The sequence below is a fragment of the Desemzia incerta genome (genome assembly GCF_900115825.1).
Lineage (GTDB): Bacteria > Bacillota > Bacilli > Lactobacillales > Carnobacteriaceae > Desemzia > Desemzia incerta.
The window spans coordinates 59232-77346 of sequence record NZ_FOXW01000006.1 but is presented as its reverse complement, the minus strand read 5'-3'; the positions used below and the strand labels follow the sequence as shown (position 1 = coordinate 77346).

20 protein-coding genes are annotated in these 18115 nt (G+C 40.0%); 14 read left to right on the top strand and 6 right to left on the bottom strand.

Going from position 1 to position 18115, the window contains the following annotated elements; genetic code table 11:
* The first annotated feature begins 16 nt into the window (after positions 1 to 16).
* The 3 genes from BM137_RS08665 (at position 17) to BM137_RS08655 (ending at position 4022) form a co-directional block, all read left to right on the top strand.
* On the top strand, positions 17 to 1237 hold the full coding sequence (locus tag BM137_RS08665) for a M20 metallopeptidase family protein (RefSeq protein ID WP_092480772.1): 1221 nt from the start codon (positions 17 to 19) through the stop codon (positions 1235 to 1237).
* 247 nt (positions 1238 to 1484) lie between these two features.
* Positions 1485 to 2750: a cytosine permease gene (codB, locus tag BM137_RS08660; protein WP_092480771.1), complete on the top strand. Its 1266-nt coding sequence runs from the start codon at positions 1485 to 1487 to the stop codon at positions 2748 to 2750.
* A complete protein-coding gene (locus tag BM137_RS08655) occupies positions 2751 to 4022 on the top strand; it encodes a cytosine deaminase (protein WP_092480770.1) in 1272 nt (423 codons plus the stop codon).
* A 150-nt stretch (positions 4023 to 4172) separates the two neighbouring features.
* On the opposite strand, the gene BM137_RS08650 is transcribed toward BM137_RS08655, so the two are convergent.
* Positions 4173 to 5636 carry a PTS transporter subunit EIIC gene (locus tag BM137_RS08650; RefSeq protein WP_092480769.1) on the bottom strand — a complete coding sequence of 488 codons (1464 nt, stop codon included), beginning with the start codon at positions 5634 to 5636 and terminating at the stop codon, positions 4173 to 4175.
* Between the two features lie 413 nt (positions 5637 to 6049).
* On the opposite strand from BM137_RS08650, the gene BM137_RS08645 reads away from it, so the two are divergent.
* Together BM137_RS08645 and fghA are read left to right on the top strand one after the other, a co-directional pair.
* Positions 6050 to 7159 carry an S-(hydroxymethyl)glutathione dehydrogenase/class III alcohol dehydrogenase gene (locus tag BM137_RS08645; protein ID WP_092480768.1) on the top strand — a complete coding sequence of 370 codons (1110 nt, stop codon included), beginning with the start codon at positions 6050 to 6052 and terminating at the stop codon, positions 7157 to 7159.
* A gap of 37 nt (positions 7160 to 7196) precedes the next feature.
* The gene (fghA, locus tag BM137_RS08640) at positions 7197 to 8045 is read left to right on the top strand and encodes an S-formylglutathione hydrolase (protein ID WP_092480767.1); all 849 of its coding nucleotides are present in this window, start codon (positions 7197 to 7199) and stop codon (positions 8043 to 8045) included.
* Here fghA and BM137_RS11290 read toward each other — a convergent pair.
* The gene (locus tag BM137_RS11290; protein ID WP_177192543.1) at positions 8039 to 8191 is read right to left on the bottom strand and encodes a hypothetical protein; all 153 of its coding nucleotides are present in this window, start codon (positions 8189 to 8191) and stop codon (positions 8039 to 8041) included. The two genes, fghA and BM137_RS11290, sit on opposite strands and share 7 nt — an antisense overlap.
* A 322-nt stretch (positions 8192 to 8513) precedes the next feature.
* Between BM137_RS11290 and BM137_RS08635 the strand changes: the two genes are divergently transcribed.
* The 3 genes from BM137_RS08635 (at position 8514) to BM137_RS08625 (ending at position 10848) form a co-directional block, all read left to right on the top strand.
* Positions 8514 to 8852 carry a GNAT family N-acetyltransferase gene (locus BM137_RS08635; RefSeq protein ID WP_244887679.1) on the top strand — a complete coding sequence of 113 codons (339 nt, stop codon included), beginning with the start codon at positions 8514 to 8516 and terminating at the stop codon, positions 8850 to 8852.
* 69 nt (positions 8853 to 8921) lie between these two features.
* Positions 8922 to 9413, top strand: coding sequence for a PH domain-containing protein (locus tag BM137_RS08630; protein WP_092480766.1), 492 nt, complete (start codon positions 8922 to 8924; stop codon positions 9411 to 9413).
* A complete protein-coding gene (locus tag BM137_RS08625) occupies positions 9406 to 10848 on the top strand; it encodes a PH domain-containing protein (RefSeq protein ID WP_092480765.1) in 1443 nt (480 codons plus the stop codon). Before BM137_RS08630 ends, BM137_RS08625 begins: the two co-directional genes overlap by 8 nt.
* A gap of 132 nt (positions 10849 to 10980) precedes the next feature.
* On the opposite strand, the gene BM137_RS08620 is transcribed toward BM137_RS08625, so the two are convergent.
* Complete coding sequence (locus BM137_RS08620; protein ID WP_092480764.1) at positions 10981 to 11352, bottom strand: zinc ribbon domain-containing protein; 372 nt, start codon at positions 11350 to 11352, stop codon at positions 10981 to 10983.
* Positions 11353 to 11543: 191 nt separating this feature from the next.
* Here BM137_RS08620 and BM137_RS08615 point away from each other — a divergent pair, with 191 nt between their 5' ends.
* Genes BM137_RS08615 through BM137_RS08605 form a run of 3 tightly spaced genes read left to right on the top strand, consistent with a single transcriptional unit; the run spans position 11544 to position 13258 of the window.
* Complete coding sequence (locus BM137_RS08615) at positions 11544 to 12002, top strand: MarR family winged helix-turn-helix transcriptional regulator (RefSeq protein ID WP_092480763.1); 459 nt, start codon at positions 11544 to 11546, stop codon at positions 12000 to 12002.
* 12 nt (positions 12003 to 12014) lie between these two features.
* Positions 12015 to 12545, top strand: coding sequence for a GNAT family N-acetyltransferase (locus BM137_RS08610; RefSeq protein ID WP_092480762.1), 531 nt, complete (start codon positions 12015 to 12017; stop codon positions 12543 to 12545).
* A gap of 5 nt (positions 12546 to 12550) precedes the next feature.
* The gene (locus tag BM137_RS08605; RefSeq protein WP_092480761.1) at positions 12551 to 13258 is read left to right on the top strand and encodes a B3/B4 domain-containing protein; all 708 of its coding nucleotides are present in this window, start codon (positions 12551 to 12553) and stop codon (positions 13256 to 13258) included.
* 59 nt (positions 13259 to 13317) lie between these two features.
* On the opposite strand, the gene BM137_RS08600 is transcribed toward BM137_RS08605, so the two are convergent.
* Together BM137_RS08600 and BM137_RS08595 are read right to left on the bottom strand one after the other, a co-directional pair.
* On the bottom strand, positions 13318 to 14343 hold the full coding sequence (locus BM137_RS08600; RefSeq protein WP_092480760.1) for a N(5)-(carboxyethyl)ornithine synthase: 1026 nt from the start codon (positions 14341 to 14343) through the stop codon (positions 13318 to 13320).
* Positions 14344 to 14546: 203 nt separating this feature from the next.
* Positions 14547 to 14993: a HEAT repeat domain-containing protein gene (locus tag BM137_RS08595; RefSeq protein ID WP_092480759.1), complete on the bottom strand. Its 447-nt coding sequence runs from the start codon at positions 14991 to 14993 to the stop codon at positions 14547 to 14549.
* Positions 14994 to 15243: 250 nt separating this feature from the next.
* On the opposite strand from BM137_RS08595, the gene BM137_RS08590 reads away from it, so the two are divergent.
* From BM137_RS08590 to BM137_RS08580, 3 genes are all read left to right on the top strand, one after another.
* Positions 15244 to 15876 (top strand): TetR/AcrR family transcriptional regulator, encoded by a 633-nt coding sequence (locus tag BM137_RS08590; protein ID WP_092480758.1) that lies wholly within the window; start codon positions 15244 to 15246, stop codon positions 15874 to 15876.
* A gap of 91 nt (positions 15877 to 15967) precedes the next feature.
* Positions 15968 to 16678: an ABC transporter ATP-binding protein gene (locus BM137_RS08585; protein WP_092480757.1), complete on the top strand. Its 711-nt coding sequence runs from the start codon at positions 15968 to 15970 to the stop codon at positions 16676 to 16678.
* Between the two features lies 1 nt (position 16679).
* Positions 16680 to 17381 carry an ABC transporter permease gene (locus BM137_RS08580; RefSeq protein WP_092480756.1) on the top strand — a complete coding sequence of 234 codons (702 nt, stop codon included), beginning with the start codon at positions 16680 to 16682 and terminating at the stop codon, positions 17379 to 17381.
* Positions 17382 to 17432: 51 nt separating this feature from the next.
* Here the strand turns inward: BM137_RS08580 and BM137_RS08575 are convergent, their stop codons facing one another.
* A complete protein-coding gene (locus tag BM137_RS08575) occupies positions 17433 to 17819 on the bottom strand; it encodes a YbaN family protein (protein ID WP_092480755.1) in 387 nt (128 codons plus the stop codon).
* Between the last annotated feature and the right edge of the window lie 296 nt (positions 17820 to 18115).

Sequence of the window (18115 nt, the reverse complement as noted above, 5' to 3'; positions counted from 1 at the left end):
TGAAAGCAGGGATGATATGGAAAACAGCACCGTGAAAGAGAAAACACAATATACTGTATGGGAAAAAGAATTGGAGAACAATTATCAAGAAACTGTGAAAATGAGACGTTACCTGCATCAACATCCTGAAGCATCATTTGAAGAAAAAGAAACGGCAGCATTTATCGTGGAACAACTGAAATTCTATGGTATAACGGATATTAAAGAAAATGTTGGAAACGGATATGGAATCGTTGCAAAAATAAAAGGTGCTCAACCTGGACCGACTCTCGCTTTTCGTGCTGATTTTGACGCACTGCGTATCCAAGAAGAAAATGAGGTTGCGTACAAATCTCAAAATCCAGGTGTGATGCATGCTTGTGGACACGATTCACATACAGCGACCTTACTCAGTGTGGCTAAAGTATTAAACAATCATAAAGAAGATTTGTATGGAGATATTGTATTGTTGCACCAAAATGCCGAAGAAGTGCTGCCAGGTGGAGCAAAGAGCATGGTGGAAGCTGGGGCGATGGAAGGTGTAGATTATGTATTCGGTCAACACGTACAGTCGTCAGTTCCGGCAGGGAAAATTGCTTACGTGAATGGATATGCCATGGCAGCCGCAGATTTCTTCGAGATCCGTATTCAAGGAAAAGGTGGTCATGGAGCTTATCCGCATGATACGGTCGATTCGGTCATTATTGCCACTAAAATCGTAGAAGCTTTGCAAACATTGGTGAGTCGTGTCATCAATCCTCTTCATCCAGCCGTAGTCACTGTCGCAGCAGTCCATGCAGGCGGGGAAGCAAATAATATCATTGCGGATACTGCAGTGATTAAAGGAACAGTGCGTACTTATCAGGAGGAAACAAGGGATCTCATTCAACAAGAAATGAAAGTAATGGCTGATAACATCACTGCTATGTACCACGGAACATCCGAATGTATCTACACGAAGGGATATGATTCCGTCTATAATCATCCTAAAGAAACGGCTCGTTTTGTAGAGGTCATGAAAGGGAAATTTGGTGAAAGTGAAGTGATCGAACGCGAACCTACTATGGGTGGCGAAGATTTCGGTTATTTCTTAAAAGTGAAACCAGGAACCTTTTTCAATGTCGGCGGTGGCAATGAAGAATTGGAAGCAACCTATCCACATCATCATCCTCGCTTTAACATTGATGAAACGGCTATGCTGCGAGCAGGGAGAGCCTTTTTGGCGATCGCTGAAGATTATCTAGTGAAAGGAGAATAAAGTCGGGTCATTTTTTTTGATTGACAGAGAAAACCTTTTCTGGAATAATAAGTGTAATCAAATAACAGGTACCTTTAAATCAGTTCAGAGAGACTGACAAGGAAGCGGAAAAGAATACGGGAGTAGTGTGTACAAATGTACATGCCATATTTTCCTATATTTAAAAAGAGGCTGATTGTCAGGTGAAATCTGATGATCAGCCTCTTTTTTATGCTTTTCGGTACCCATAGAAATGGGAGGAAACAAAATGAAGAAAATCGACACAGAGTTTTCATTACAAACGGTACCGCAATCGAGCCGTAATTCTTTTGCAAAAACAATGGCGGTAATGCTAGGGTTTACCTTTTTCTCAGCCAGTATGTTAGCAGGAGGTCAATTGGGATTGAGTTTGACGTTGTCACAATTTTTGCTCGTCATTTTGCTGGGAAATTTGGCACTCTGTATGTATACAGGTGCATTGGCGCATATCGCAGCTAAAACTGGTTTATCTACTCACTTGTTGGCTAAGTACTCGTTTGGTGAAAAAGGTTCGCATTTGCCATCTTTCTTATTGGGCTTTACTCAGGTCGGTTGGTTCGGGGTCGGTGTGGCAATGTTCGCCGTTCCGATCGCAAGAGAAATGGGCTGGAACAGTTATTTACTGATTTTTGTCTTTGGGACCATGATCACATTGGCTTCTCTTTACGGAATGAAATCGCTGGTGATCTTAAGTTTTATAGCCGTTCCTTTAGTTGCGATTTTAGGAAGTTATTCCGCTTTCGAAGCAACCCGATTCATGGGTGGTTTATCGGCTCTCTTTGAGTATGAACCGCAAGCAAGCCTCACCATGTCAGCTGCTTTGACGATCTGTATTGGATCATTTATCAGCGGCGGGACATTGACAGCTGACTTTGCCCGCTTTGCAAAAACATCGCGTTCTGCTATCGGGGCTACTTCCACAGCTTTCTTCTTAGGCAACTCGCTGATGTTCTTATTTGGAGCAGTGGGGGCAATGGTTTACGGACTTTCAGATATCTCAGAAGTTCTATTTTTGCAAGGACTGACCATACCGGCAATCTTGGTACTGGCGTTGAATATCTGGACAACCAATGATAATGCGCTTTACGCTTCTGGATTAGGATTTGCCAATATTACGAAAAGCTCTAAGAAATTCTGGGTTTTAGTGAACGGGATCGTAGGAACCGTCTTGGCTATGTGGATGTACAATAACTTCGTCGGATTTTTAAACTTGCTGAGTGCTGCTATCCCTTCAATTGGAGCAATCATTATTGCAGATTACTTTTTTGTAAAACGCTGCAACTATACTAAGTTTGAAGAAGCAACTTTTGTACCAATCAACTGGACAGCTCTTTTAGCTTGGGTTATAGGTGTAGCTTTAGCTCAATTTGCACCAGGGATCTCTCCACTCAATGCACTAGTCGGAACAGCGGTAGTTTATACAGGGTTGATGAAACTGCCGAAACCTAAATCAGCACTAACAGTTGAAAAAATAATTAAGGAGAGTGCAGAATAAATGATGATTCAAAACGCAGCATTAAGAGGAAAAAAAGGTCTTTGGCAAATTACGATAGAAGATGGAATGTTTACCGGTATTGAACCACAAGCAGAAATTGCAGGAAAAACAGCGGATGAGTTGGATGTCAACGGTTCGTTGGTGCTTCCGCCATTTATTGAGCCGCATATTCATTTAGACACAACTTTGACAGCAGGCGAGCCGGAATGGAATCAAAGCGGGACATTGTTTGAAGGTATTCAACGTTGGTCTGAACGCAAAACTTCTCTAACGCATGAAGATGTTAAGACGCGTGCAAAAAAAGCCCTGCAATGGCAGATAGCTCAAGGAATACAATATGTGCGTACACATGTGGACGTGACAGATCCTCATTTGACAGCCTTAAAAGCCATGCTGGAAGTGAAAGAAGAGTTGTCGCCGTATGTCGACATTCAACTTGTTGCTTTTCCGCAAGAAGGCATCTTATCTTATCCAAATGGAAAAGAACTGCTGGAAGAAGCCTTGAAAATGGGAGCTGATGTAGTAGGCGGCATCCCGCATTATGAATTCACGAGAGAATACGGTGTAGAATCACTTAAGATTGCTTTTGATCTGGCAGAAAAATATGATCGCCTCGTGGATATCCACTGTGATGAGATCGATGACGAACAATCGCGTTTTGTCGAAATAGTGGCAAAAGAAGCTTACGAAAGAGGGATGGGTTCGCGAACAACAGCCAGTCATACCACAGCAATGGGATCGTACAACAATGCGTATACGTCTAAATTATTCCGTTTACTGAAATTATCTGATATTCGTTTTGTATCCAATCCGTTGGTCAATATGCATTTGCAAGGGCGGTTTGATACTTATCCGAAACGTCGAGGACTAACACGTGTGAAAGAATTGCTGGAAGCCGATTTAACCGTTTGTTTCGGGCATGACGATATTTATGATCCGTGGTACCCTCTGGGAACAGGAAATATGCTGCAGGTTCTGCTGATGGGACTGCACGCCACTCAGTTGACAGGCTACGAAGAGATCATGAATGCTATGGATCTGATCACGATCAACAGCGCTAAAACGCTGCACATTGAAGAACGTTATGGTATTGAAGAAGGGAAGCCGGCTGATTTTATTGTGCTGCCAGCTGAGAATGAATACGAAGCTATCCGCCGACAAGTACCGGTCCGCTATTCTTACAGACGCGGTGAAAAAATTGCAGAAACTAAGCTGAGCGAGACTTGGACTTTGGTAGATGGATTTGAGGAACCTGTGCAATTCAGCCGCTGAAGTAACTATAGAATATAAAAGAATTCCTTGGAAATAATGTCCTTTAATCCAAAATACTTGATTTCATTTAGTAAAACGTAAATAAACCTCCCTGTTGAATGTGATAGGGAGGTTTATTTGTATTTATAAGGGTTACAGATCTGTTGAACGTTAAGCTAGTCTTTCTTTTGCTGGGTTTTTAGGTTTGCTGCGCTTTTCATGCATTTTCATTGTATCTTTGTATCCCCAAACATAGGTAAGGGCAAATGATACAAATAACGTTACAGCTGTTACCAGGATGGCGTACCAAAAGTTAGCTGTTATGCCGTTCTCAGGATCGATAAATGAAGGCAGCCCGATGATGGATCCGATAATACTCCACATATTTACGTTGAACACTCCAGTAAGGAATCCACCGACAGCACTAGCGATGCTTGCACATACAAAAGGCCTGCGGAACCGTAAGTTGATTCCATAAATCGCCGGTTCAGTAATGCCACAAAAAGCGGAGACCGCTCCTGCATAACCCAATTCTTTTACATCTTGTTTTTTTGACTTTACCGCTACTGCCAGAGCTGCACCGCCTTGTGCAACGATTGTTACGCTCACTATCGCTGACAAATAACTATGCCCTAGAGTTGCGAAGTCGTTGACGTAGATAGGGATGATACCCCAATGCAAACCGAAAATAACCAGCAATTGGTAAAAACCGTTAATAACAGCTCCGAAAATAGGTGCATTCAAGCTGAGCAAGGATTGTAGGCCATTTGCTAGACCAAAAGAGAGCCAAGTAATGACGGGGCCGGTAATCAAAAAGGTGATCGAAACTACAACTCCAATGGTAACGATTGGAACAAAAATCGCTTGGATATATGTAGGGACCCAATTTTTCAGCCAAGTTTCTAATCTCTTTACTAACCAGGCAGCTACGATCATCGGAAAAATGGAATACGTGTAAGCAACATAAGGGAAATCAAATGCACCGATAGATAAAATGTTCAAGCCGTTGTTTGCTGCTTCAAGAACAGTGGGGTGAATGATAACACCGCCAATTACTGCTGTTAACAGAGGATTTCCGCCTAAGCGTTTAGCAGCGTTAAACCCGATCATTATAGGCAAAAAGTAAAAAACTGCATCAGCCATGGCGCTAATAATCAAATAAGCACTACTTGTTTCGGACACCAGATTTGAGGCAGTCAATACAGCCAAAAGACTTTTGATGATACCGGAAGCAGCTAGAATATTGATGATCGGCATCACTGAACCCGTTATAACACCGATCAGCTGGTTTCCACTGTGTTTGAGTTTTTCAAAAGCCGTGCTGTTTTCAGACAGACCAGTTGTAGATGCTGTGTGTTGTGGTTGGTCGTCAGAGATGCCTAGTTGTAAGAGGATTTCTTTATGGATGTCCTCGACAGCTTGACCGACCACTACTTGGTATTGGCCGCCTGCTTTCACCACGCCCATGACGCCTTTTAATTCATTTAGTTCTTCTTCGTTAGGCTTGGTGTCATCTCTCAAATAAAAGCGAAGGCGTGTTACACAATGGATGACATTATCGATATTTTTTTCACCCCCAACTAGTTGAATGATATTAGTTGCTAAGATACGATATTCCTCTTTCTTATTCTTCATGATCGTTTTCTCCTTGTTCTGTCAAATAATATTTATGTGTATCATCCCATAATCATCTTGACTGTTCCATCAAAAACGCTTGCTCAGTGTGAGTATGGCCTGAATTGCTCCTAGCTTTATGGGGTTATGTTCGTGACTCGTGGTGATGAATATTGCGGTTTGAACATCAAGGGAAACCATATTTTTGCAAAGTAGATTCAGCTACCACTTACTTGAGATATCGGATCATCACAGCTATAGGATAACTGCACCGACTGCAAGTCGGTGCAGATACGAACGAAGCAAGTTGTAGCAAAAAGATAATCATGTTATGATTTGAGTAAGATACATTTATAGGGGGAAACAAGGTATGTAAGGGTGTATAAGTCCCTCTATTTTGGATTAATTTGATAAGATCAAAGGAGCTCAACAACATGAAATCACGCGCAGCAGTTGCATTTGGACCAGGTCAACCCCTTGAAATCGTAGAGATCGATGTAGACGGACCTAAAAAAGGGGAAGTATTAGTAAAAATCACAGATACAGCTGTGTGCCATACGGATGCGTATACGTTATCCGGGACAGATCCAGAAGGTGTTTTCCCAGCAATATTGGGACATGAAGGCGGCGGTATCGTTGTCGAAATCGGAGAAGGAGTTACTTCGGTTCAACCAGGCGATCACGTTATTCCGTTATACACACCAGAATGCGGCAAATGCGAGTATTGTACATCAGGCAAAACGAACTTGTGCCAAGCGATTCGCGAAACACAAGGTAAAGGGTTGATGCCGGACGGAACGACTCGTTTTTCTTACAAAGGAGAGCCGATTTACCACTATATGGGAACTAGTACATTTAGTGAATATACGGTGCTTTCTGAAATATCAGTAGCGAAGGTCAACCAAGAAGCTCCTTTAGAAAAGGTTTGTTTACTAGGTTGCGGAGTGACGACAGGAATCGGTGCTGTCAGCAACGCAGCGAAAGTTGCTGAAGGCGACACGATCGCTGTTTTTGGGTTAGGTGCGATTGGATTAGCAGTCATTCAAGGAGCAGTCCAAGCAAAAGCAGGACGCATCATTGCGATCGATATGAATCCTGACAAATTTGCATTGGCGAAAGAAATGGGCGCCACAGATTTCTTAAACCCTAAAGAATACGACCGTCCGATCCAAGAAGTCATTGTCGAGTTGACAAATGGCGGCGTAGAATACAGTTTTGAGTGTATCGGAAATGTAGACGTCATGCGTTCAGCTTTAGAATGCTGTCATAAAGGATGGGGAGAAAGTGTCGTTATCGGTGTTGCCGGAGCTGGAGAAGAAATCAGCACACGCCCATTCCAATTGGTTACTGGTCGCGTTTGGCGCGGTTCAGCATTTGGCGGAGTCAAAGGACGTACTGAATTACCAGGTATGGTAGAAAAAGCGATGACTGGCGAGATTCAACTTGACCCGTTCATCACACACACATTGCCATTTGAACAAATCAACGAAGCATTTGACTTGCTGCACGAAGGAAAATCAATTCGTACGGTACTTTCTTACTGATTATTGTCCAATTTAATTTCACATGAGGAGGATATGGATGTCTCAATTAGAATTACTTGAAGAGCACGTTGTTTTTGGTGGTACACAGTACAAATACCGTCACGATTCGACCGTTTTAGGTTGTCTGATGACGTTCAGTTTGTTTTTGCCGAATAAAGAAACGTTCTCCAACCCGCCTTTATTTTGGTGGTTGTCTGGATTAACGTGTACCGATGATAACTTTACGCATAAAGCTGGGGCACAAAAAGCAGCTGCTCGTTTAGGAGTGGCTATGATCATGCCGGACACCAGCCCTCGCGGTGAAGAGATAGCTGATTCAGAGGATTGGGATTTAGGCCAGGGAGCCGGATTTTACCTCAACGCGACGGAAAAACCATGGGCACCTCATTATCAAATGTATGATTACATCACTAAAGAGTTATCCGCTATTGCTCATGACCACTTCCAATTGAACGGTCCAGAATTTATTTCAGGTCATTCAATGGGCGGCCATGGCGCTTTAGTAATCGGATTGCGTAACGCTGATCGTTTCCGTTCGATTTCTGCATTTGCGCCGATCGTTAACCCGATCGAAGTGCCTTGGGGAGTAAAAGCCTTCACTGAGTATCTTGGCGACGATCAAGAAACATGGAAAGAATGGGATGCAACGGAATTGTTGAAGCATCATGCTGGGAAAGAAATCCCTGTCCTGATCGACCAAGGAGATGCCGATTCTTTTTATGAAAAGCAATTACAACCCTCTAAAATTGCAACAGTGGCAGATGAGAAAGATTATCCGTTAACCGTTCGTATGCAAAAAGGGCATGACCACAGTTATTACACGATCGCGACATTTATTGAAGAACACTTGGAATTCCATTTGTCCCAATTAAAAAATAGTCAATAGATCAATGATGAAGTAAAAAAGACAGCTGTGCCGATTTTTGTTGGCACAGCTGTCTTTTTTGTGAATTTCTTGCTGATGATTATTTTCGGAGTGATTGTTTCGATCGTTTTGATTCCGATGGCGGTCATTTCTGCGCTGCTTGTCATTGTCGGTGCTTTACTTTCTATACATTCCTTAAAGTATGTTCAGGAAAACATGCCGCTATTTTTAAAATCATGTATGTTTTATCTGGGGTTTTTGTAGCGTATTTTGTATTGAAATTTATTTAACAAAAAAACCTGTCTGCAGTTCTGCGGACAGGTTCTTTCAGTTATAATGAATCAAGATCCTTTAAAATAAGTTAAGGAGCAAATTAGATGATCAGAAAATTGCAACCAGATGAAGCGCCGCCCATGGATTTATTGTTGCTGGCAGATCCTTCTCAAAAAAATCATTGAAGCTTATTTAAAAAGAGCGGAGTGCTTTGTGATGGAAAACCAGAATCAAGTTATCGGTACATATGTCTTACTGCCAACTAGACCTGAAACGGTTGAGCTGGTAAATATAGTCGTACGAGAAGATTTTCAAAGTAAAGGGATCGGAAAACAATTGATCAGTCATGCTTTGGAAAAAACGAAAGACCAAGGTTTTCAAACGATAGAAGTTGGAACAGGGAATTCCAGTATTGCACAGTTGGCGTTTTATCAAAAACGCGGCTTCAGGATCACAAGTGTGGACAGAGACTTTTTCACGGAGCATTATGAAGGAGAATTGATGGAAAATGGGATTCTGTGCCGCGACATGATCCGGCTGTCAAAATCACTGTGATAAAAACTTACAGCAAGCAGGACTTTCTAGAAAGAATAAAAGAAGAAAAAATTATAGAGGAGGAATAGAATGGACTATCCATTATTACCAAAACAAATGCCCGAGCGAATCAAAAAAGTGTGGAAGAAAAGCAATCTGGTGACAACAGGAATTTTTTTGATCATCGGAATCGGGGTGACGGCTTTTCTAAATTGGCTGGATGTGTTAGAAGGAGTATGGGTGTGGAGCATGGGGATTTACTTTGCCGTTGTTCTTATCTGGTCGATTATTGCGATGCTGTTGATTCCTTATCGGTACCAATTCCATCGATATGAAATCACGCCTGAAGATTTATCTTTTCAAGATGGTTACATTTTCAGAACTATTACTCATGTACCCATCAACCGGATCCAACATATCGAAACAGAGCAAGGACCCTTTTTACGCAAAGAAAAATTAATGGAGATCGTCATACATACAGCAGCCTCAAGTCACCATATATCGGGATTAGACGTAGAAGAAGCCGTTCAATTGCGCCAACAAATCATTGAATTGGTAAAGGTGGCGAAAGAGGATGTCTGAGCGGAAAAGATTTCATCCCTTGGCGGTGTTCATTTATTTATTTAAGGGATTGAAGAGTTGGTCATTTGCAGTTCTTTTATTAGTTTTCAATGGAGAATTGATGACCCTTTTTGGATTGATCGCTTTGTCTGCGATAGTTTTATTGTCGCTGATTCAAGCTCTGTGGAAATATTTTTCTCAAACTTACCAGATTTCTTCTGAAAAAATCATCCTCTACCGAGGTGTTTTTCGCAAGAGAGAAACTGACATTCCTTATGAACGCATCCAAACAATTAAGCAACGCCAATGGTTTTTCTTCAAACCATTTGGTGTGATCCAGCTCTTGATCGAAACTGCCGGGGGAGAAAGCACGCAAGCAGAAGCCTCTATGCCTGCAGTAAACATTGAGGTATGGGAATGGATTGAAAAGTATCGCCAAGGAGACCAGCCGGAAAGTGAAATTCATTCAGCAGGTCTGGAGATGCAAAAAGAATCAAGCTCTGCAGACTACACAGTCACCAACAGTCAGATTGTCTTATTTGCCCTGACAGATTTGAGTATCATGGCCACATTGATCGCTGTTATTATCTTCATTTCTGAATTTATTCCGGAAAATTGGATAACTACCACTACCTCAATGGCAGAAAGCTTGCTGCGAGCAGGATGGTTGGCGTCATTATCGATTTTATTCGTTAGTTTGGTTTTCGTCATGCTGTTATCTCTTCTAAGGACATTTATCCAGTACTATAACTTTCAAGTCAATCGTACAAATCAGACGTTAACGATTGAAAGTGGATTGTTCGAACGCAAAATCCAAAAGATTCCTGTAGAAAAAATCCAAGGTCTGAAGATCAGGCAGCAACCGGTTCGAAAATTACTAGGGATCTCTACTGTTGAGTTGCTTTTGGCAGGCGGGCAAGAAGCAGAAGGGGAAAGCGGAATCGTCAAAAAGCTTTATATCTTGCCGATCATTTCTGACCATCAGCTCTATGAGACATTGTCGGAATTACTGCCGGAATGGAACTTCACTCGTCCTGAAATAAAGTTCGTATCCCGTAAAAAATTGTGGTACTTCTGGAAATGGAAATTGCTCTTTATTCCGATCGCTGCAGGATTGGCATTTCTGAATTATTGGCTGGCATTAGCGGCTGTAGCAGTGATGTTCATATTGCTGCTGAATTCTTGGCTTGAAGAACAACACCAAGGTTATCAGATTCAGACCGCTCATCGAATATGTATCCAAAACATAGAATGGTTCTCAAAAGTTCAAACCTTTGTCGAACGTCAAAAAGTCCAATCCTTTTCTGAACAAACAACGAGATGGCTGTTCCCTAAACAAATTGGACACATCAATCTGTTTATAAAAACTGGTGATGCTTTGGAAGTGATTGGCTTAAATTTCATCGATGAAATTGACGTACAAAAATTAAAAAGATTCTATCGAAATAAGGATTAAAAAATGCTGTTTGCTTAAATATATATTCACTGCTTAATAAGTGCACAGAAAGTAAAAGTACGTTAGAAAAAGACTTTCAGTCAATAAAAAAAGTCGTATCAGGCTCCATGAGCTGATGCGACTTTTTTAGTATCAAGATAACGGCTGACCGCAATTCGGGCAAAAATTGGTTTCTTGAGAATTTGGATGTCCGCAATTAGGGCATTTTGAAGTATAGGTTCCTTTTGACAACATTTGCGTTAAATCGCTTTCCTCGATATGCACCGATTGTTTCTTCTGGATCGCTTTTCCTGTTTGCTTGTCTAACTCATACCAAGAATCACAGCAAGTCGTATGGGCCAAGTATTTTTTTCCAAAGGTAAATAGAGGAACGAAAAACAACCGGAATCTACTGCCTGTGACAAAAACTTCGTAACGACCGAAATGACCGCAATGAGGGCAAGTCATAGGTTGATTGAAATCCAGTTGCTGATTGAATGAACGGATATCAAACATAATGAACATGTAAGCTGCTCCTTTCTAAATGAACTATAAATATTGTGGATTCTACTTTAAGATAGAACTATTTTATTGTAAAACAATCAGACTAAAAAATACATTTTTTAGTGCAGTAAGAAATTCAATATTTATGTTGCAAATGCAACATAAATATTTTACTATAAAGGTTAATAAATGCAGCAGGATGGAGAAAACAGATGACGGAGATTTTAAGGGACATCGGAATGATTGCTAGAGCATTGGATTCCATTGCGAATATCGAGTTCAAACAATACGATCTGACTCGCGGACAATACCTTTATTTAGTACGTATCTATGAACAACCCGGCATCATCCAAGAAAAGCTTGCTGAAATGATCAAAGTGGATCGAACAACAGCAGCTAGAGCCGTCAAGAAGTTGGAAGAGAATGGCTTCATCGAACGGAAAGATGATGAAGAGAATAAAAAAATCAAACGGCTGTTTCCAACCAATAAAGGGAAAGAAGTAGCTCCATACATTTTAGCTGAAAATGCTTATTCTAATGCAGTTGCATTGAACGGATTATCAAAAGAAGAAGCTGAAGTCCTTTCTGATTTGCTGGAAAAAGTGAGAGAAAATATAGAAGTAGACTGGAATGCCGTAAAGAAAGGGCAGAAAAGAAATTATAACTATTAAGGAGAATGAATAATGGCTGTTGAAGTGGAAAAATGTACTGTGGAAGAAGTACAAACATTGCGAAGTATAAGCATTGAAACGTTTCGAGATACTTTCGAAGACCAAAATACCGAAGAAGATTTGTGCAACTATTTAGAAAAAGCATACACTATTGAACAGCTGAAAACAGAGTTGTTGAACCAAGATTCAGAATTTTATTTTATATATGATGAATACGACTTGGCAGGATACTTAAAAATCAATATCAATGAAGCCCAATCGGAAACAAACGGCGAAGATGCCTTAGAAATAGAACGAATCTATGTTTTGCCTGAGTTCAAAGGGAAAGGGTTAGGTAAAATACTGATTCAACAAGCTATAGAACGGGCAAGATTTCATCAAAAAACAACCCTTTGGCTAGGCGTTTGGGAGCATAACCAGGCTGCTTTGGCTTTTTATAAAAAGTTAGGATTCGTTCAAACTGGAGCTCATTCATTTTTTATGGGCGAAGACGAGCAGACAGATTTGATCTTAACGAAAAATCTAACGAAAGAGCAGGGGTGAAAACGATGAAACAGTTTAGAGTTGAAGAGGATTTTTGGAAGTTGTTCCCTGAAGCACAGCTTCATCTAGTGGTGGTGAAAGGAATCAATAACCACAAACCACAAGATGAGCGTTATTTGATCGACTTATTGAAAGATGGAAAAGAAGCTGCCAAAGGATACTTAACAGAAGAAGTTTTCAGCCAGAACAGTGTCATTAAAGAGTGGCGAGAAGCCTTCAGCACCTTTAAAACCAAAAAAGGAGCCCGTTCTTCCATTGAGGCACTGTTGAAACGTGTTGATCAAGGCAGAGATTTTCAACCAATCAATTCTTTGGTAGATATTTATAACAGTATTTCGTTAACGTACGCTTTGCCATGCGGAGGAGAAGACCTGCAGTCTATTGAAGGAGATTTGTATCTTGGTGTAGCAGCGGGAGGAGAGAGCTTTTTACCTTTAGGGGCAGAGTCAGATGCACCGGCTTTACCTGGAGAGATTATTTATGGAGATGAAAAGGGAGCTGTTTGCCGTTGCTGGAACTGGCGGGAAGCGCAGCGAACGATGCTAAAGGAAGAGACTACCGATGCCGTATTGGTTATCGAATCCATCAATCCAGAACAACATCAGCGTGCAGATAAAGCTGTAAAAGAATTAAAACGATTGGTAGATGTTTATTTTGAAACGGAAAGCCATATAGAAAAGATAGCCAAACCTAGCACTAGTGTCTCACTATAACAACGAAAAAACTGATGAGTACTCAGAACAATCTCGAATACTCATCAGTTTATTTTTTATCAAACGGCTGAAGCCGGATCAGTTTTGTCAGTTTCTATGAATAAATCAGGAATATTCCTTTGTTGGAATTGATTGATGCGTTCATCAATGATTTTGCCTTTATCGATAATCAAGGCATCTTTTAAGATGGGGTTTGTGCGTCCTTCAATCAAATCATCTATATATTTAGCTGTTTCATTTGAGATGGCACTTGAAGAAGTGCGGTAAAAAAGAGTAGGGGTATGATCAACTGCATAGTGGATCACGTGGTCGATCTCATAAATTGGATCACTTAAAGTAGTTGGTTTAGTAGTTTCAATAGCGCCATTCTCATCACAACTCACATCAATGATCATAGTGCCTGGTTTTAGTCGTTTTAAATCTGTTTTATAGACTAAATGATCTGTACGAGCAGTATCCCATAAGACTGCATTGACGATCACATCAAATTCGGCTATTTCTTTTTGGAACAGTTTTTCTTGGTGACGGTTATAAACACGAACCTCAGCCCCTAAGCTGGTCAAAATACGTTGTGCTCCACGAGCGGTGTTGCCGCGACCTAAGATAGCCGCTTTTGTTTCATAAGGCATTGATCCATTTAGTTGATAGGCATGCATTACAGCTGCTTCACCAGCCAGCTCATTATTACGCCAATAAGAATGTCGATTGTCTTCATACATATCTTCCCAAGCATAGGCAGATAATTCGTTAGCGACTAAGATATCTGTCACTTCTTTACTCTGGACGGCGTGGACCCAGCCAAACAAGGTCTGTCCTAGTTGCAGATCGGTTAAATAATCTGCATCACCGATCTTAGGATCGCAAATGATATCTTGTGCTAAAGCCACTTCTTTAGATACGATCTGGCAGCCTAGATCCGCATACTCTGTATCCGAAATGTTTAGATTAGCTCCATAACCTTCTTCAAAAAATAAGTTTTCCCTATGCTCTATTTGGACGATATCCTTAGGCAGCAAGGCTATTCTTTTTTCACCCATTTTAGAACTGTTGACAAATCCAACAGTTTTTAATTGTTCTAAATTCATTATCCTGACCCCCTAATATAGTTATCAACTTATAAAAGTCGATTATCTTCATTATCTCACTAAAAGAAAACGTTTTCAAATTTAGGTTGGTTTAATATAGCAGATTAAGAATTTAATGACTGGATGAAGATAAAAAAATCACTTGCCTTGTAGTAGACAAATGATTCTTAGGTAAAACTATTTCAATAAAGATGATGCAGAATTTAGCAGAACTCTGCGTAAGAATCAGCGATCCAAGCATCAAAATCTTCTTGTTTTTCATATTGCATTACGTCATACATCTCTGGAGAAACAACTTGGAACTGTTTTTTAAATACAGCTAAATCAAGCTCTTCCATTTGTGTATCACGTTTTACACGGTTGAAAATTTTCGCGTAAGCTTTCTTAGTATAGCCTATTTTTTTTCTTGGTGTTGGCAATTGCTCGCCTTTTTCAGTAACACCCATAAAACGAGCTGCATAAAAAGCAGCTTCTTTAACAGCGAAAACGCGGTCGCTAGTAGCCAGTTTAGTTAAGATGTATCTAGATTTTTGACAGTCATACTTAGCTAATTCTTTTACAGCTTCCATTCTGACTTTCCAATCATCTTTTGTGTTGGCTTTGATTTTCAATTCTTCTATATTAGCGGGTTCTTCTTTAATAATCTTCATGTATTATTGGCCTCTTCCTCTTTTTGGTCTCATCGTTCATACTATAGAGTTCAAACCAGTTTTACAAGAAAATTTTGATCATACCGTAAATCAGCAAAAGAAATGTTGGAATATATGTCATAAGCAATAATAAAGATAGTGAAGAATTTGTGCTTAAAAATATCAGTATAAAACAAAAATAGTTGACATAGATACCAGTGGTATGTATTATGTAATTACATACCACTGGTATTCAAAGAGAGGTGATTTCATGGCAAGGAATAAGTATCCAGAAGAAACTAGGAAAAAAATTCTGGAAGTAGCAGAAAAGTTATTCTTAGAAAAAGGATACGATGGAACCTCGATCCAAGATATTGTTGATGGTTTAGGGAACATGACTAAAGGGGTTATTTATCACCATTTTAAATCGAAGTTTGCTATTTTAGAGACGCTGATGGACGAAACAGGCGAACAGCCTATGTTGAATGATTTAAAAGGGGATAATGGTTTTGAAAAATTGCAAAATACACTCAGAGACGCTTTTCATGCTTACCGGCAACAATCAATCGGTTATTCGGCTGCTGTAACTTTACGAAGTCCTCGAATATTGGGAGAGCAGTATTTGCAAGTCTTTGAAGAATTGGTTCCAGAAGTAGAGAAAATCGTTCAAGAGGGAATTGATGATGGATCGATCCAAACAGAATATCCAAAAGAAATTTCTGAATTGCTGATGTTGACATTGAATTTGTGGATTGGCTTTCAAATCAGTGTATTGTCATTGGAAGAATTAAAACGAAAAACTAAGTTTATCCAGAAGATGTTTGAGGGGTTAGGTGTTCCACTATTGTCAGACGAATTAGTCAAAGATGCGTTCCATTTATTTTCGATGCTAAAAAAAGAATAGCTTTCAAACAGCTATTTTTTTAAACCGAAACATACCAGTGGTATCTATGTTGAAATGAACAGTTATTCCTATAAAAGAGAGGAAGATAAAAATGATGAATGTGGTAGAAGTGCAAAATGTAGAGAAGAATTACGGAGCAAAAGAAGTATTGAAAAACTTTAGTTTGACCGTCCAAAAAGGCGATATTTATGTGCTGCTCGGACGGAATGGTGCTGGCAAGTCTACGTTGTTCAAATTGTTAACAGGATTATCAAAAGCAACAAATGGAGAAGTTCGTATTTTCAATGAAACGAAAGATATTGAAAAAGTTAAAACCAAAATCGGGTCCAACATCAATGAACCAGTTTTTTATGAACATTTGAGTGCTGCAGAAAATCTATCCATTCACTGTGATTACATGAAAGCTTCTAAAAACCGCATCGAAGAATGGCTCAAAGTCGTAGGTCTGAGCGTCGATAATGATCGACCGGTCAAGGAATACTCCTTAGGAATGCGTCAACGGTTAGTTTTAGCGAGATGTTTAGTTCATGATCCTGAACTGCTGGTGATCGATGAGCCACTGAATGGTTTAGATCCTAGAGGAATCAAGCAATTCAGAGAACTGTTGGAAGAAATTTCTTTACTAGGTAAGACGATCATCATGTCGAGTCACATTTTGACAGAAGTTGAATTGGTCGCGACCCGCATTGGAGTGATATATGACGGACATCTGGTGCTGAATGACCAAAAAACGGCACTCGTGTCTGCCCATCAGAACCAGTTGGAAGACTTTTTGATCAGCAAAATGGAAGGGGAGTATTAACATGAATTTAATCAAACTAGAAATGAAAAAAATAGCCCTCAGCCCTTATTTCTTAGCAGCCGTCATTATTCCGGTAGCAGCTTTAGCAATGGTAGAACTGATGGCCTATGCTCCTAAAATAGATCCGAGTTTCTCCGCAGCCGACTCTGAAATGATGACGTATGAGTTTTTATATTTCACATCTTTCATTGTCAATGTAGCTGGGTTTGCATGTTTAGGGACCGCACTGCTAGGAAAAGTGATCATGGAGTCGTACAACGACAACTATATTTATCTGACATTGAGTTATCCAGTGTCCAGAAAGAAAATCTTATTCGCTAAAATCATTTTTTGCGTCGTGTTCTCGGGACTAGGTGTTTTTATCGGGCTCTTTCTAACCAATGGATTGTTCTTTATTTCTGAATCTATTTTTCCGTTGGTTCAAGATACGTTGTCCTTTAGCCAACTCATCAGCCAATTGCCGCTCCTAGTGATCGCTGGAGTTTTGGTCAGCAGCGTAAGCTTGATTTCCTTAACGATCGGCTGGTGGAAAAAGTCATTGCCTTTAGCTATCGTAGCCGCAGTTGTATTTTGCAGTATCCTCAGCAACTTAGTGATGGCTGGCGGACAAGGTATTGTGATAGTAACCTCGCTGTTTTTATTGGTCATCAGTCTTTTAGTGACAGTCACTATGACAAGAAAAGTTGCACGATTAGAAGCTTAATCGATAAAAACCACGCATCAGACGGATTCAGTCTGATGCGTGGTTTTTTGCTTATACTCTAAAACTGGATTTTTTTTCTGGAGGACTTGGAATAACCGCAAATAAATAAAAAGTGATGCCGGCGGTTAGAATCGTCAATCCTACTTTTACTGGGAGTAAAGGTGCAAAATAAATAGAAAAGCTCATCATCAAATAAATGTTGAGCAAAATCTTCCATTTGCGCTTTGTAGGGATCATCCGACTTTCCATATAGTCGGCAATATAGATTTGATAAAGTTTAGTTTGCTTAAGCCAAATGTCAAATCGTTTTGAGCTTCTAGCAAAACAATAAGCACTCAACAACAAAAAGGGTGTTGTTGGCAAAACTGGAAGAAGTACCCCGATTGAGCCAAATCCAAAAGATATCAAACCTATCGCTAATAATAGCATTCGCTTCATTCCATCTGCTCCTTCCAAATCAACTTTGAAAAAATTATCCGAGTATAAGCTATGTATGATAGAGGGGCCTTAATGCTCAGTTTTGAGCTTAAAGATAGACAAAGAAAGGGTTTTTTAAGGATAAAACAGTTCTTTATCTCTCTAATACAATGATATCTTAACACATAATTGATTGTGAATAAAGAAACTTGTGTACAGGTAAGGTCTTTTTTTAAAAAATGTCATATAACTTTCATAAAATGAATTAAAGGATTAATCCTTTGAAAATGATTTGAATGAACCGTTAACAATGAGAA